General features: G+C 61.4%; 8 protein-coding genes and 1 tRNA gene. 6 read left to right on the forward strand and 3 right to left on the reverse strand.

Annotation, left to right across the window (positions count from 1 at the left end; all coding sequences use genetic code 11):
• Window positions 1-16 precede the first annotated feature (16 nt).
• The 5 genes from SE16_RS12040 (at window position 17) to SE16_RS12060 (ending at window position 4,920) form a co-directional block, all read left to right on the forward strand.
• The gene (locus tag SE16_RS12040; RefSeq protein ID WP_054492531.1) at window positions 17-901 is read left to right on the forward strand and encodes a DUF4872 domain-containing protein; all 885 of its coding nucleotides are present in this window, start codon (window positions 17-19) and stop codon (window positions 899-901) included.
• A gap of 5 nt (window positions 902-906) precedes the next feature.
• Window positions 907-1,890, forward strand: coding sequence for an LCP family protein (locus tag SE16_RS12045; RefSeq protein ID WP_054492532.1), 984 nt, complete (start codon window positions 907-909; stop codon window positions 1,888-1,890).
• A gap of 30 nt (window positions 1,891-1,920) precedes the next feature.
• Window positions 1,921-3,666 (forward strand): asparagine synthase-related protein, encoded by a 1,746-nt coding sequence (locus tag SE16_RS12050; protein ID WP_054492533.1) that lies wholly within the window; start codon window positions 1,921-1,923, stop codon window positions 3,664-3,666.
• 71 nt (window positions 3,667-3,737) lie between these two features.
• Window positions 3,738-4,811: a hypothetical protein gene (locus SE16_RS15840; RefSeq protein WP_152968831.1), complete on the forward strand. Its 1,074-nt coding sequence runs from the start codon at window positions 3,738-3,740 to the stop codon at window positions 4,809-4,811.
• Between the two features lie 37 nt (window positions 4,812-4,848).
• Window positions 4,849-4,920, forward strand: a tRNA-Gly gene (locus SE16_RS12060).
• A gap of 92 nt (window positions 4,921-5,012) precedes the next feature.
• Here SE16_RS12060 and SE16_RS12065 read toward each other — a convergent pair.
• The 3 genes from SE16_RS12065 to SE16_RS12075 all read right to left on the reverse strand — a co-directional run bounded on the left by SE16_RS12065 (window position 5,013) and on the right by SE16_RS12075 (window position 14,401).
• On the reverse strand, window positions 5,013-11,528 hold the full coding sequence (locus tag SE16_RS12065) for an Ig-like domain-containing protein (protein ID WP_054492534.1): 6,516 nt from the start codon (window positions 11,526-11,528) through the stop codon (window positions 5,013-5,015).
• Window positions 11,529-11,596: 68 nt separating this feature from the next.
• Window positions 11,597-14,059, reverse strand: coding sequence for a transglycosylase domain-containing protein (locus SE16_RS12070; protein ID WP_060687649.1), 2,463 nt, complete (start codon window positions 14,057-14,059; stop codon window positions 11,597-11,599).
• Window positions 14,060-14,164: 105 nt separating this feature from the next.
• The gene (locus tag SE16_RS12075; RefSeq protein WP_054492496.1) at window positions 14,165-14,401 is read right to left on the reverse strand and encodes a putative signal transducing protein; all 237 of its coding nucleotides are present in this window, start codon (window positions 14,399-14,401) and stop codon (window positions 14,165-14,167) included.
• A 183-nt stretch (window positions 14,402-14,584) separates the two neighbouring features.
• On the opposite strand from SE16_RS12075, the gene malQ reads away from it, so the two are divergent.
• Window positions 14,585-16,084, forward strand: coding sequence for a 4-alpha-glucanotransferase (gene malQ, locus SE16_RS12080; protein ID WP_054492497.1), 1,500 nt, complete (start codon window positions 14,585-14,587; stop codon window positions 16,082-16,084).
• Window positions 16,085-16,086 lie beyond the last annotated feature (2 nt).

The raw sequence follows: 16,086 nt of genomic DNA on the forward strand, positions 1-16,086 counted from the left end.
ACAAGGAGCAACATCCATGCCTGAGACGATGCTCTACCCGCAACCTGTTCGCTTGATGGCGACATTGCTCAACCTCTCACCGGCGCAAGCCTTTCTGGCGGGACGTGCGGCGGCGTTCACCTACCGCCGTGGTCCGCACCTGACGCCCCCGCACCAAATTGACGGGCTGGTGCCCGAATACGAACGCCGCCTTTGCGAGCAACTGGGGCTGACATGCCGCAAACACGTTGTTTCCCAACGTGAAACAGGGCGCGCCACGCTCGAAGCCTTGCTGGCGGAACATGCACCGCTTCTTCTGGTGGTGGGGCATGAAACGCTGGCGCTTCACGCCCTGCACAACGACGTTGCCATTGTGCAAACGCCCACAACGCGCGAAGAACACCCCTGGCACGAGGTGGAAGCCCGCTGGTGGGATGGGCTTTACGCCGGCACGTTCTACGCCGTGGACTGGCAACCGGTGCAGGTGGAATGGTCGGCACTGCTCCGCAAGGCGCTGGTCGCGAATGCGCACGACATGCTGGTATGCAGTGGCTGGTGGTACGGCGTGGACGGGATCGAGTTTTGGAGTGAGGATGTGGTGCGCTGGCAGGAAGAACCCCAATGGGCGCTCAGCGCCGCGACGATGAGTCGCCAAATCGAAACAGAAGCCCTGCTCTGGCGGCGAACGCTGGCAGACGCCCTTGACGAGCACGCCGACGTGCTCGGAAACAGCGCACGGCTCATCTCTGCACTGGATGAGGTGTGCGAACGCTGGCAACACATTGCCGCCATGCTTGCCGACGCCGCCGCGACCGCCGACCCGCAGGCGCTGGTGCGCCTTAGCGCCCCACTTCTACGGCTGGCGCATGCCGAAAGCCGTTTTTGGAGCCGCATTGTTGACACCTACGGAATGGGGATTTGACGCCTATGTCGTACACGCACCGCCCTTCACGAACCAGCGAACCGACCCATCCCCCACTCGATGATGTGCTCTGGCCGCACGAGGTCTTGCAGCCACTCCCGCCGCCGCCGCGACGCCGACAACGCCGCAGTTGCCTGGGATGCCTGGGACGCTGGGGGTTGACGCTCCTTGCATTCATCCTGCTCACGGGCGCGCTGAGCGCGCTGGTCTATTGGCAAGTCCTCGTACACCGCGGTCCCGTGCATGTGCTCGTCCTGGGGATTGACCAGCGCCCTGGGGAAAACGGTCCCTTCCGCACCGATACGATGCTGCTGGTGCGCTTCAACCCGGCGACACGCCGCATTGCACTGCTCTCCATCCCGCGCGATCTCTGGGTGGACATCCCCACGGTGGGGGAAAACCGTATCAACACAGCGCACTTCTTCGGCGGTCCAGACCTGGCGCGCCAAACGGTTCAGCAAACCCTGGGGGTGGCGGTGCATTACTACGTGGTGGTCAATTTTGACGGGTTTACGCAGATTATTGACGCAATGGGGGGCATTGACGTGGATGTTCCCGAAACGCTACACGATGAGAACTACCCCACCGAAGACTACGGGGTGACGACCATCCACATTGAAGCCGGTCCCCATCACATGGACGGGCGCACAGCGCTCATCTACGCCCGTTCGCGCTACAGCACCAACGACTTCGACCGCGCCCAGCGCCAACAGCAGATTTTGGCGGCGATGAAAGCCCGTTTGCAGCAACCGGGCGCGTGGTGGCGGCTTCCCCGTGTGGCGCAAGCCGTCTTCAATGCGGTCGAAAGCGATATTCCCCAGCGTGAATGGGTTGCGCTGGGCGTGATTGCCTTGCGAGCCAAGACGATTGAGCGGCTGGCGATTGGTCCCGACCAGGTGACGCCATACATCACCGCCAACGGCGCGTATGTCCTTCTTCCCAACTGGGACGCCATCAACGAGGTGGTACATGCCTTTTTGCGTCAATAAACATCACGCTATCCGTGGAGCGATGAACGCATGACGTGGGCGCTTCGCTGGATGCCCGACGGCGCGCCGCCCCCTCAGCAACTCGACGCCATCGCGCCGGGCTTGGGGGTGCTGGGGCGTCCCATTCGCCATGCAAGCGGCTGGCTGTTGGTGGGCAACGCACGGCTTGACACACGCCACGACCTGGCGCGCCGCTTGGGGTGTCCCCCCCAAGCGCGCGATGAAGAGGTCTTGCTGGCGGCGTATCACGCATGGGGGGAAGCGGCGTTCCAGCGGATACGGGGCGAGTGGTCGGCAGCGCTGTGGATACCTGAGGAGCGGCGTCTGGTGCTTGCCCGCGACGCCTTTGGGGTGCGCCCGCTCTTTTTCGCCATGTTGCCCAAAGGCGGTCTGGTTGCCGCAGACCGTATCGAAGCCGTCATCGCCCTGCTTCACACATTCCCGCGCCCCAACTGGGCTTACTTGCACGACATCATCACCGGCGAAGCCTGGCGCACGCGTGTGGAAACAGCGTGGCACGGCGTCTATCGGTTGCCCGGCGGCTTCGTGCTGGAAGCCGCACCACGCGCCGAGCGCCCCCATCGCGTTTACTGGTTCGGTGAGCAGAGCACTACGCCCCCCACCCGACTGGAAGAAGCGGCGGGGCTTGCCCGCATGCTGTTTGAAGAAGCCGTGCGCACTCGCCTGGAACAGGGTGCGGCGCTTCCCCTGCATGGCGATTTGGCTTCAGCCGTGCTGGCGGGTACAGCGGCACGCTTGCACCAAGCGGGGAGCGCCCCTTCCACCACATGGCTACGCTGGCACACCGCCCCCACACACGCCGCCGAAACAGACCTGGCCACTCTTGAGCGCCGCTTCCCGCATGAGACCCTGCGCATTGCCCACGACCCGCTCGACTTCACGCCCGCGGTATGGTCGCTGTTAGGCAACGCCCCACTCTTCGAGCCGCTGTGGGACCCCCTGTTGGCGGCGTACACCGTGCTTGCCGCACGCGCCCGCGAGCATGGCATACGCGCGCTGGTCTGGAGCGACGGCGGGGCAGCAGTCCTCGGCGGCATGACCTACACGCACGGCACCTTCCTGCGCGACTGGGCGGTCTGGCAATGGCCGCTGGAACTCTGGAAAGCATACCGGGCAGGGCACGCGACACCTGGTCGCCATGTGCGGCAGGCGCTTTTTCCTGAACGGGTGGCGCGGCTCTTCGGCCGACGCCACACACTCATCCCACCATCTTCAGATACAACGCCCACCTGGGGCGGCAAGCAGATCTTGGCAGCGCTTCTCGCCCCCCACATGACGCATCGCCTGGAATTTTTGCACCTGTTGCGCCTGCGGCTCGGGCTTGACACGCAGGTCCCCTTTCTTGATGCGCGCTTTGTCGAGTACATGGCAAGCCTGCCGTCGCCCCTGCTGGCACGGCGTGGGACACCGGGCTGGTTAGCGCGTCTGGCGTTTGCCGACCGTGTGCCGCTTTCCCTGCGCGAAGCCCCAACCGCGCTCACGCCCCCCGCCTTGCGTGGCGTTGTGCTCCACCCAGAGGCGTTCGCCCACGTGCGCGATATGCTGCAACATGAGCAATTGCACAGAGTGATGCCCGGCGCATTGCGTGCGCGCGTCCAGTCCTTTGTCGAAACTTCACAGCCGCAACACCTCTGGCTCGACCCAACTCTGTTTGCGCTGGTGGCAGTCGCCGCCTGGCTGCACACCTATGAAGAGAGCACGCGCCACCCCGCCGCCTTCAAAGCCCTGGCGTTGAAGCACAACATGCCCACATAGGCTTGTGAGATTGCCGCCATCGCCATATACTGGCACCACCGCAGAACACCCAACACAAGGATGAACCCAGCATGTGGAAGAGACCACGGCGAGGTGCACGCCAATTGAAGCCAACAGGGCACGGGCAACGTGGCTCACGCTCGCCTTTGCTCTTGTGGAGTCTCGCGCTGGCGCTGAGCATGGTGGGCTTGTTTGTGCTGATGCTGGTTGCCACAGGCACACATGCCGCCCCCCCAGCCGAGGTGGATTTGATTCTCTTTCAAGGCGCTTGGGAAGACGACGGCGTCCACCTGGTCTGGATTACCGGCTCGGAAGAAAACCACATGGCGTTTTATCTCTACCGCTACACCGACACCCTTCCTCTGGAAGATGTCTATTTTGAAGCCGACCTGGTGGAGTATTTTCCCGCCTTCTCAGCGTGCCAACCGGTCAGCGGCAACACCTACACCTACGTGGATACCGATGTAGACCCTGCGGAAGGTGTGTACCACTACTGGTTAGAGAGCATTGATTGCAATGGCGAAGGTTCGATTGGCGGTGACGCCTACATTGTGGTGCAGTGGCGCGGCGGCGGCGATACGACACCGACGGCGTCTCCAACACCAGGCGCGAGCGCAACCGCGACAGCCACAAGCACATCCACACCAACCCCCTCGCCGTCAGTCTCACCGACGCCAACGCCCTCACCCAGCCCAATCATCACCAACACCATGACACCGACACCCACGGAGACGCCAGCCCTCACACCGACGCCCACCAGCACACAGGCGTCTACCGTCACGCCAACCTCACCCGCTTCACCCGAATCGGCGACACCCACTCCCACCAGCACGCCCACCGTGCTCCCATCATCGCCCACGCCCACGCTGATTGTACCGCCCACGCGCACGCCCCCCGCATCGGCGCCAACCGCGTCGGCAACGCTTCCGCCACTGGCGGTCGTGCCCACGCGCCCATCCCTGCTGGAAGCCCCGCTGACAGCGACCTTGCTGGTCGAACCGCCTTCGCTGCTTGTCGCCGAATCGCCGCGCACGGATTGGGTGGCGTTGGTGGGCAACCTGCTTCTGGCGGCGTTTGTCGCCGCATGGGGTGGTTTGCTGGTGTTGTGGATACGTGTTTGGCGCGGGGAAGGGAAAGATGTTTGACACACTTCGCGACCAGCGTATAATAAGAGCGGCTCATGCGGGCGTAGTTCAGTGGTAGAACGTCAGCTTCCCAAGCTGAATGTCGCCGGTTCGAATCCGGTCGCCCGCTCTGAAACGCCAGGCAACGCGCCTGGCGTTTTGCTTTGGAAAAACAAACCGCCCCCCGCATTGGGGGGCGGTTTTGCGTGCCTGGCGCGCCGCTTATTCGCCAATGGCGACCTGCATACTGGCGCTGCGCCCAAAGACTTCGGGGTGATACATTTCATACGCCACCGCCGGCAACGCTGTGAACGTACCGGCTTGCGTGACGCGCGCCAGATAGGTGTATTCATAGGTTCCACGCCGCAGAACCGTCTTGAACAGCGCCACCTTCTCATCGCGAATCTCCGAGCGCGTCCAATCGCCATACCAGAAGCGACTGCGCGAATCCAGGCGCTGCCCACGCGGCCCTTCGGCGACTTGTGAACTGGTCAACAGCGATGGGTCAATCGCTTCAAAACCAGCCGGCAACGGGTCTTCCAGGATGAAGTAGGAGAGCGTTGTCGGCGCGACCACCGTCAAGCGCACCATCACCACATCGCCCACACGCAACGCCTCGGGGTTGACTTCGACGCCGGTGCTTTCAAACGTGAACGGGTCTGCCAATTCGTAGCGGCGCGAGACGGCGATACCACGTTCCAGCGGCGGCACGGTTTCGATGTTCGAGAAGTATTCAACCCATGCCGCATAGTAGAGCCGCCCCGGACCATCGTCAGTGCGGGCGATCACCAACTCGTTGGCTTCATCCAACAGCAAATCCTTGATAGCGCGTTCCAAACGGCGCGGTTCCAGCAGATTGTCGCGCGAGACGTGTTCTTCCAGCAACACCTCGTCATTGAGCGTGACGCGGTAGGCAAAATCGGCTTGCAACTCGCCGCTGGCGACCATGTAGTCGGTCAACGCCATCACCGCCCACGCCGTTGTTTGGGTGGTCTCCCACGCTTTGGCGCGCCGCACGTTCATCAACCAGCGCACGGTTTCGGGAATGAGCATGTGGTTCGGGCGCGTCTTCACCAGCGCATCCAACACCAGCGCCGTTGTGCGCTGGCTGCTATCCATCGCCAGCGCGTCGGGGTCGCTTTCTTCCCAGTGCGCCCCGGTTGCGCTCATCAACGCCCGCCCGGTGAGCATCGTCACCAGCGATTGCACACGCTCGGCTTGCTCATCGCCCGCATGCGCCAGCGCCATCGTCAGGAAGGCGAGCCCGTCGTTGCCCAACAGGTCCCGCTTGTCGTAGAGCGCCACCAGCCGCCCGGTATCCACGTCGCCCCGCTCGGCGAGCACGTAGAGGATGAAGGCGCGTGTATCGAGCACAAAGGGGCGTTCGTCGTTGCTGGTGCGTTCCACCACATTCGTCAAGTAGGATTGGGCGCGCTCCAACACACGGTCGGGCACGTTGAACCCGGCTTCCTTGGCGTAATGCAAGCCCAACAGCGCGTAAGCCGTCAGCCAGGGGCGGCTTCCTTCGGGATACCACCAGCCCCATCCGCCATCGCGGTTTTGAGTGTGGATGAGCCGCTGGACCGCCAGGTTGATGTTGGCGCGCAACGATGGTTCAAGGTCGGTGCGCACCAAGCCCGCATCGTGCAGGGCGCGATACGTCATGATGTTGGGCAAGAAGGAACTGACAACCTGCTCCGAGCACGCATACGGATACGTGCGCAGGTACTCCAACGATGATTGCGTCAACCCGGCGAGCGAGGGCGCAATTTCAACGGTCAACCCGCCTTGGGTCGGGTCGGTGTCCGGCGGCAGGATGAAGCGTTCCACAACCTGCCCCTGGCGCACCTGCCCGGCGGTTGCCACCACGCTGGGGGTGGTGCGGTGATAGACCGGCACGGTCAACGCGACCGCATCTTCATAGCCGGGAGCGACCGCGTGGAAGAGCATCCGCGCGGTTTCCCCATACGGCACGTCCACCTCGAACAGCGCCGTTTGCGCACTGTTCGGCTGAATGACCACCTGGCGCGTCGTCTCGCCTGCGACGGTCAGCCCCTCAGCCGAGAACGCCACGGTTGTCGTCAAGGGTTCGCTCGTGTTGTTGTGGACGATGGCTTTGAGCAGCGCATGGTCGCCCACGACGAAGAAACGCGGCGCGACGGGACGCACGAAGAAGATTCGCGTGGTCAGGGTTTCGTAGGTCGTCTGCGCCACACGCCCATCTTGCGTAACGCCACGCACCGCCAGCACCCACGTCGTCAAGTTGTCGGGCAACGTCACGCTGAAACGGACTTCGCCGCGCTCGTCGGTACGCAAATCGGCTTGCCAGAAGGCGGTTTCCTGGAAGTTTTCGCGCACGTTCAAAGGCAGCGCCATACCGCCGCCACCGCCACCGCCCCCTTTCGCCTCGGGAGCCAGGTCGCGCGAGACGATGTCCACGTTGATGAACAGGGAGCCGCCTGTCTGAATGCTCAACGGGCGCTTGTCGTAGAACGTCTTCATCAAATCAGGGTTGGGGTCTTCGGCGAGCGAGAGCAACGCCTTGTCAACCATGGCGGCGGAAAATTCAACATTGGGCACAGGTGCGCCGTCGTGTGTGGTCGCCCGCAAGGTAAACGTGACCGTCTGGCGCGGTTCAAAGGGTGGTTCAGGGTCCGGGATCACTTCCACCTGCAACGTCTGCTCTGTCAGGGCAACGGGCAGGTTGATGTAGCCCAGGCGAATATCGGGCAAATGCCCATCAGCGGCGGATTTTAGCGCCGTCACGCTCACATAGACGTTGGGCGCATCCATCGCATCGAGCGGGACTTCGATCATGGTGCTGTTGGTGGGCAGGTCAACAATCCAGGCGCGGCGTATGGTGGCGCGTTCCACCGTCACCAATGCTTTCATGCCGGTGTAGGGCGTGGGAACGAGAATGTGCGCTGTGTCGCCGGGCGCATATTCGCGCTGGTCGGCGACGAGGTCCATGCGGCGGTTGTTTTCGGTACGCCACCCAACGTAATTGCCGCTTGAAACCCAAACGAAGGCGCGGCTACGAATTTCGCGCCCTTGCGCATCGCGCCCGGTTGCCAGCACAGTGTACACCCCGCCAAACGTGGGCGTAAACGAAACCGTGGCTTGCCCTTCGGCATCGGTGCGCACCCGCTCGACGCTTTCAACCGTATCGGTGAAGCGCGTCGTCCAGTATGTCGCGCCGTTTTCATCTTCCACCTGCACGGAATACCACTCACGGCGCGCCAACGTCAACTCGATATCGGCGTTGCCGAACGGCTCACGTTGGGGCGTCAGCGTCCGCACGTCAAAGGTGATGGGCTCGCCCACTTCACCCACAAAGGTGCGTGCCCGCAAGCCGATGTAGAAATCGCCGGGGTGAACCACAACGCTTCCACGCCCACTGACGACGGCGTTGCTCGCATCGCTCACGTCGGCTTCGATGGTCAGGCGCACGGCTTGCGTCGTCTCAGGGAAGATGGTCGGCACGTCGAGGTGGTACGTCCCTTGCTCATCCAATTCCGCCGAACCAGAAGCCAGCACCTCTTGTTCTTCACGGAAGAAGAAGAAATACCAATCGCGTTCATCATCAGAATCGCGCCACGACCAGTAGCCGGGCAACCCACCATCGAAATAATAAGGGGCTTGCAAAATGCGCCAGTTGACGCGCCCATTGGCAACCGCACCGCCAAAAAAGTAGTTGGCTTGAATGGTCGCGCTCAACGGTTCGCCCTGTTTGACTTCGGGCGCCGCGGGCGTCACCTGCACTTCAAATTCGGGCAGGCGATATTCGATGACGCCAAACGTGCCCCATATCCGATCGTAGCCATCACCCAACGCCAACTCTATGCTATAACTGCCCAACGGTGCATCGGCGTTCAACTCAAATTCGCCGGAGAATGTGCCAAAAGGCGAGAGGGTGATTTGGCGGCGTTCCAGCGTTTCGCGTTGCGGGTCCAAAATTGTCAGCAACGCGGTTTCGCCCGCCAGCGGGGTGTAGATGGCGTCCTGGTCGCTCCACACAACACCGCGGAAATAGACGCGCTGCCCAGGGCGGTAAATCGGGCGGTCGGTGTAAATAGTGCCGCGCAGAGGGGGAAGCGACAAATCCCGGTCAATGTTGAAGAGCCACGGCTCGGCGCCTTCATACCAATCAGACGAGGTCAGCCCCACCGGACGACCGTCTGCATCCAGCACAACCGCCCACACCGTCTCCCATCCGATGCGTGTCTCATCAAACGTGAGATGCAGCAAGCCGTCTTCGTCGGTCTCGCCTTCGCCGATGCGTGCCATTTTTTCACGTTGAGCGTAGAGTTTGACATGCAAGCCGCTTGCCGAAGCGCCATCCGCCAGGTTCGTCACCCAGACCAGCGCATCTTGCGGCCCCACTTTGAGCAACACGTTGTAAGGCGAAACCACCGCGAAACGGTTGTCGTGCTCCACCTCTTTGAGGGTGCCATCATCTAGCGTGCGGTAGGCTGTGGCGCTGAACACGTACAGCCCCGGTTCCAAAGCGCCCTCTGGGGGCACACGCGTTTTATAAAGGTTGGCTTCGTTCCGTGGAGATTGCGACGTGTCCAGCGTCCAGGTCGCTACCGGTTCCTGGTCGGTGGCAAATGGATTATTGAGATTCCAGAACGAGTTGACCAGGTTGAAAAATTGGTTCTCCGAAAGCGCGTACACGTTCATTTCCACGCGCTCGACATTGCGCACGCGCACAATCTGCACGGTATCGGTGACGGTGCTGAACATGGCAAAGCGGTAATCCGCGCCAATCAATTCGACGAGCGGGGGCAAATCTTCGACGCGGAAGGTAAACCGCACGGGTTCTTCCAGCCGGTCGCCATAGATGGAAGCGGCTGTCGTGCCGATGGTCATCGTGTACACCTGCCCCGCTTCCCATCCGCTATGCGGTCGCAGTGTATAGCGCCAGCGCCGCGTTTCATGGGGGGCAAACATGGTATCCAGCCAGTATTTGCCGGGGTCGGGTGTGATGGTAATGGCGCTACGCAACGCTTCCAGGTCCATCGGCGCGTTGAATGCCAGTTGGATGGGTTCGTAGGGCTTGATGCTTTTGCCCTCGGGGAAGCCAATCACGCGGGGCACAGGCGCGACATGCCGCTCCTCCGTGAAGGTCTTGCGCATGACGCCACCCACACGCCCCAGCGCACCATCCAACACCATGATGCTGATTTTTTCTCCATACGGATAGGGCGCTTGGGGACGCACAACCAACGTATCCTCCGCCGGCCATTCCAGGCTGACCGGTAAAGGTTCACCATTCACCACGCGCTGGACGCGCAGATGCTCAGCCACCGATGCAGCGTCCATGGGATGCGAGAAGACAATCGTGATGGGCGATGTTGCCCCAATCATGGGGGTTTCGGGCAGAAGTTGCACCACATGCGGCCCTTCGGTGATGAAGTGCCATGTAAACGGTTCTGCCAGCACCGTGCCCACCGTGTCGGTCAAGCCGGCGGGGACGGTGACGGTGTAGGTCTGCCCAATGCGCAAGGGTTCATCGGGTGAAAAGACGAAGTAGGACGTCGAGACCCACTCGCCCGTGCCTTCCAAAGGCGGGTCAATGGTGAGCGGGACAGGCAACCCCGCTTGTTGGGCAATGCCCACCAGCGGCACCACCGGATGGTTGAATTTGACCGCGATGAAGGTTTCATCGGGGTCGGTGGGCACGTCCACCGTGCCGGGCTCGGGGATCACGCTTTCAACATGCAGGCTCGAAAGTGTGGTGAACGTGGCGCGGTATTCGGCAAGCGAGCGTGCCGCCACACCGGTTGGCTCGATGACAATTTCATACGTGGTATCGGGTGCAAGCGCCGTTGTGGGCGTGAACACCAGGCGCGTTTCGGTTTCCCACGCCAGCACGCCTTCCACTTCCTGCCCGCTTTCGGCATCGCGCACGCTGAACGCTTCGGCAAATGCGTCAGGGTCGTCAGGCGGGGCGCTCAATATGACGGTGATGGACGTTCCCACATCAACCTCAGCCGCGCCGTCAAAGGGGATGCTTGCCAAAACGCCCACGCCCGCCGTGGTGAACGACCATTCAAGCGGTTCATCCAGCGCGATGCCGGGCGCAATGGATGGGTCGAGGCGTACCGTGTAGGTTGTGCCGGGTTTCAGTTCCTCTTCGGGGTAGAAGCCGAGCACATTCGGCGCAACCCAACGCACAAAACCGCGCACCTCGGGAGTGATGCGGAACGGGTTCGCCACGTTGGTTTGTTCCTCAAAACTGGCAAACTGCACCACATCGCGGTTAAACTGCACGACAATGGGGGTTTGCAACGTCACCTCTTCGCTCCCCGCCGGGGGCGAGACGTTCACCACCGTAATCGCCGCAGGTGTACGCAGTTGTGCGGTAAAGGCTTCGCGCAGGGGCTTGCCGCGGGCGCTTTTAGCGTCTGCGCTCAACGTAATGGTGAGCGTGGTCTCCGCAGGCAGCGGCTCGGTAGGGGTGAAAATCAAGCGCTCGCCTTTGCCCGCCGGTTCCCAGCGAAACACCCCTTCCACAGGGGGCGTGATGCGGAACGCGGCTTCGACACTCGCGTGGTCCATGGGTTGGTCAAATACCAGCACAATCGAATCATGGCGTTCGATGGTCTCTTGCGGCTGAATCTCCACGATGGTGGGCGGGGTGGCAGCCACATATTGTTGCCAGACAAACCAAAGACCACCGACGAGTACCACAACACCCATCAGGATGAGGAAGAGTGTTCGTTTGTTGCGCATCCTTCTTACTCCAACAGGTTGGTTGAGGGGATGAAAGAAGCGACGATGTGTTGAATGTTTATCTTTTTTCACTTCGGCGGCTGAACAATAAAACGCACGGTCTCGGTTGTTTTGTCATCCACAACGGCATACACGCTGTGTTCGCCTTCTTGCAGTGTCCAAAACAGAGTGAAAGGCAGTTCGCGGAAGTGCGCAATTGGCTCGCCGTCAAGCAGGAGAACGCCTGATTGGACGGCGCGCGGAAACGCGCCGGCGACGGTGATGGGAATGCGTTGCACATCACGCGGGCGGGTTGCTGAAAGGCGGTAGTGGGCGTCGGGATAGGGTGAGGTGATGCTGATGGTGTCATCGTCGGCGAGATGCACAGCCACAGCGCGGCACGATTGGGTGGGCGGGAGCAGCCAGCCATTTTCTTGCGCCCAGGTTTGCGCTTCGGGCGGCGGCAGGCGGTAGAGCCGCTTGACGAAAGGTCCCTGACACCCTTCATCAGCGAGCAACCCTGTGGCGGCGTCAATGGTGAGTTCCACAAACGAGTGGTCGTATTCGGTGGGGGCGTACCCTTCTAGAAACCACTCCAATCGCCGATACGGGCAGAGCGGCGTCGGCAATAAGCCGCTGGCGGTGCAGATTTCGACGCGCACCAGTCCATCGGGCGGGGTGTACCATGTGGGGCGCTGGTCGCGCAGAACAGTTTGCATGACATCGCGCCAGATGGGTCCCGCGCCATCCACGCCGCTGACGTTTCGCATGGATGAGTTGTCGGTGTTCCCCACCCAGACGCCAACCACCAGTTCGGGGGTATAGCCAACCGTCCAGTTATCGCGGAAATCGGTGGTGGTGCCTGTTTTCGCGGCGGCGGGGAACGAAAGCGTGAGGGGGTTGTAGCGCCCAAAGGCGGGGGCGCGGGCGTCGGGGTCGGCGAGAATGTCGCTGATGAGGAACGCCACGCGCGGGTCAAGCCGTTGTTCGCCGGGCGGGGGCGGCGCTTCCCACAGCACGCGCCCGCCGCCATCTTCCAGCCGCAAGAGCGCCCGTGTTGGATGCCAGACGCCCAGGGTGGCAAACGTTGCGTAAGCGTTCGTCAGTTCCAGCAAGGTCACTTCACCGCCGCCCAGCGTCACGGTCAAATCGTAGCGAGCGGGGTCGCTCAGGCTGGTGATGCCGAGCGAACGGGCAACGGCGACCATTTTTTCGACGCCAACATACTGCAACACCTTCACCGCCAGCACGTTGTTGCTGGTGGCAAGCGCCTCACGCAGCGAGATAGGTCCTACGTGGCGACGGTCGAAGTTGACGGGCATGTAGGCTTTGCCGTCGTTGGTGGTAAAAGTGGTCGGCACATCGCTGAGCACCGTAGCGGGGGAAAGCGGTTGCCCGTTGGGGGCGTGTTGCGGGTCGAACGCGGTGGCGTAGGTAATAGGTTTGAGCGCCGAGCCGGGCTGGCGCGGCATGAGCGCCACGTTCACCGCGCCATCGGTCGCCACATCGAAATAATCGCGATTGCCCACCATAGCGAAAATATCGCCCGTTTGGGGGTCGAGCACCACAACGGCGGCGTTGTGGACGTTGCGGTCGAACGAGGCGGTGGCTTGCAATTCTTCCAGGCGATTGATCACGGCGCGCTGGGCGACATCCTGAATGCCCAGGTCGAGCGTGGTGTACACATGCAGGCTCTGGGTTGCCGCGCGGGTGTATTCGGCAAACTCGGTTTCCAGTATGTGGAGCACGTACATCACAAAGTGCGGGGCTTCAATCTTGAAGGGGCTGGCGGCAAAATGCAACGTCTCATGGGCGGCGAGGTCGGCTTCATCGCTGGACAAAAACCCGTTGCGCACCATGAGCCGCAACACAGTGCGCTGGCGTTCACGCGCGGCTTCCAGATTCACCAGCGGGTTGTAGAGCGCAGGGGCTTGCGGCAATCCCGCCAGCAACGCGCATTCCGCCGTATCCAGTTCCCACACATGTTTGCCAAAGTAGGCTTGCGCCGCCGCTTCGATGCCATACGCAAAATTGCCATAGTAAATATCGTTGAGGTAAAAACTCAGTATATCGTCTTTGCCATAGCGGCGTTCAAGTTGCAGCGCCAAGACCGCTTCGCGCACCTTGCGCCGCCATGTGCGTTCGTAGCGCTCATCACCCAACAAACGCATACGCACCACCTGCTGGGTGATGGTCGAACCACCGGCCGCCAAACGCCCTTCCCGAAGGTTGAGCCACACAGCACGCCCAATCCCACGCCAATCAATGCCGGGGTGGTGATAAAAACCGGCGTCCTCTGTCGCCAGGGTGGCGTGTATGCACGCCTCAGGAACACGGTCGAGGGAGATGGGGGCGTGTTTGCCTTCTTCGCCCGTGTATTCGTATAAAAGCCAGCCGTGGCGGTCGTAGATGAAGATGGAAGGGCGCAACACCTGCTCGTTGAGTTGGTCAATTGAGGGGAGGTCGCGGAGCGCCCACCACCAGACTGTGACGGCAACCGCCGCCACGGTCACCATGAAAAAAACAGCTATGCGCACGTACACCTTTTTCATGGCACGCCTCATACACCTTCTGACGAGGAACGGGTTGGGGCTCTCCTCGTGCGGTGAATGGATTGAAGAAGAGAATGAAGAGCACGAAAAGGGAACAGGAGTAGGCTATCGAGCGGTATCGTCCGCGTCAGGATGCTCTTCATTGAGTAGTCGGCGGGCTTCGTCGGCCAGGTCTGCGGGCACCATCACCTTGACTTGCCCCAGCCCGTCAACCGTGAGACCATAGATGGGACCAACGCTCTCATATTGCAGGATGGCGGGAATGCCAAACGCTTCGAGTTTGCTCTTGGCAACTTCGGCTTGTAAAAGTCCCTGTCCGACAAAGACGCATTCCAGTTCCATATCGCCTTCTCCAAAGATAGAAAGCCAGCTCGTATTATGGCGCATGAGGATAAAAACGCAAACACCTGCACCAATGAAAGGCGCAAAAGCCGATTTGAAATTCCAGGCATTTGCTGGTACACTGCCGACACACGCATTTGAGAACGTTCCCAAAAAATCTCATCAAAATATGTGAGGGACACCATGAACTTACAACGTGCCATGGGCTTGCTTTTGCATCCCACTTCTTTGCCGGGGCGCTACGGCATTGGCGAAATCAACGAAATGGCGTATCGCTGGGTGGATACGCTGGTGCGCGCACGCCAGCGTATCTGGCAAATTCTGCCCCTGGGACCAACAGGGTTTGGAGATTCCCCCTATCAAACCCACTCCGCTTTTGCCGGCAATCCCTTACTGATAGACCTGGAATCGTTAGCCAACCGCGGCTATATCGCGCCTGAGGCGCTTGCCAATGCGCCCGACTTTCCGGCGCACGAAGTGGATTACGGCGGTGTGATTGCCTGGAAGAAACCCCTCTTGCGCGAAGCCTTTGACCGCTTTGACCGCATGGCGGACGAACAGGAACGCGCCAATTTTGAAGCGTTTTGCGCCGAACATGACGGCGAATGGCTGCACGATTACGCGCTCTTCATGGCGCTCAAAAGCCATTTTGGCGGCGGTCCGTGGAACGAGTGGCCTGTGGAAGTCCGCCGCCGTGAGCCTGAAGCGTTGCTGCATTACAGCATGCGGCTGGCGGGCGATATCATGGCGCACAAATTCCAGCAATATCTCTTCTTCCGCCAATGGTCGGCACTGAAAGCCTACGCCAACGAGCGCGGCGTGCTCATCATGGGCGATATTCCGATTTATGTCGCCTACGATAGCGCCGACGTCTGGGCAAACCAACACCTTTTCTGTCTCGATGAAGACGGGTTGCCCATCGAAGTCGCCGGCGTGCCGCCCGACTATTTCAGCGAAACAGGGCAGTTGTGGGGCAACCCGCTCTACCGGTGGGATGTCATGGCGTCCCAAAACTTCGCCTGGTGGGTTGCGCGTGTGCGCCACACCCTGCGCACCGTAGACGTCATTCGCCTGGACCATTTCCGCGGGTTTGAAGCCTACTGGGCAGTGCCCTACGGCGAACCCACCGCCGTCAATGGGCGCTGGGTGAAGGGTCCCGGTGCGACGCTCTTCAACACGTTGAAACTGGCGCTGGGCGATGTGCCCTTCATCGCCGAAGACCTGGGCATGATTACGCCCGAAGTTGTTGCCCTGCGCGACCGCTTTGGGTTCCCGGGAATGCGCATTTTGCAGTTTGCCTTCGACGACGGCCCCGCAAACGAACACTTGCCGCACAACTACACCAAGCCCATGGTGGTGTACACCGGCACGCACGACAACGACACAACCCGCGGCTGGTACGAACAAGCCACGCCGCACGAACGCGAGATGCTACGCCGCTACCTCGGCTATCAACCCGACGATGTGGCGTGGGCGCTCATGCGCCTGGGGGCGCAATCGCCGGCGGTCTGGGCGATTTTCCCCGTGCAAGATGTGCTCTCGCTTGGCTCGGAAGCCCGCATGAACTATCCGGGACGCCCCGGTGGCAACTGGCGCTGGCGGCTGCTCCCCGACGCGCTGACGCAAGGTCATTTGGACGGATTGGCGGAATTGGCGACACTCTACGGACGTGCGCCCGCGTAAGC

It is taken from the genome of Ardenticatena maritima (assembly GCF_001306175.1).
GTDB lineage: Bacteria > Chloroflexota > Anaerolineae > Ardenticatenales > Ardenticatenaceae > Ardenticatena > Ardenticatena maritima.

Coding starts and splice junctions, on each gene's coding strand:
- SE16_RS12070 (WP_060687649.1), bottom strand. CDS start 14,059: ATGAAAAAGGTGTACGTGCGCATAGCTGTTTTTTTCATGGTGACCGTG.
- malQ (WP_054492497.1), top strand. CDS start 14,585: ATGAACTTACAACGTGCCATGGGCTTGCTTTTGCATCCCACTTCTTTG.
- SE16_RS12065 (WP_054492534.1), bottom strand. CDS start 11,528: ATGCGCAACAAACGAACACTCTTCCTCATCCTGATGGGTGTTGTGGTA.
- SE16_RS12040 (WP_054492531.1), top strand. CDS start 17: ATGCCTGAGACGATGCTCTACCCGCAACCTGTTCGCTTGATGGCGACA.
- SE16_RS12050 (WP_054492533.1), top strand. CDS start 1,921: ATGACGTGGGCGCTTCGCTGGATGCCCGACGGCGCGCCGCCCCCTCAG.
- SE16_RS12045 (WP_054492532.1), top strand. CDS start 907: ATGTCGTACACGCACCGCCCTTCACGAACCAGCGAACCGACCCATCCC.
- SE16_RS15840 (WP_152968831.1), top strand. CDS start 3,738: ATGTGGAAGAGACCACGGCGAGGTGCACGCCAATTGAAGCCAACAGGG.
- SE16_RS12075 (WP_054492496.1), bottom strand. CDS start 14,401: ATGGAACTGGAATGCGTCTTTGTCGGACAGGGACTTTTACAAGCCGAA.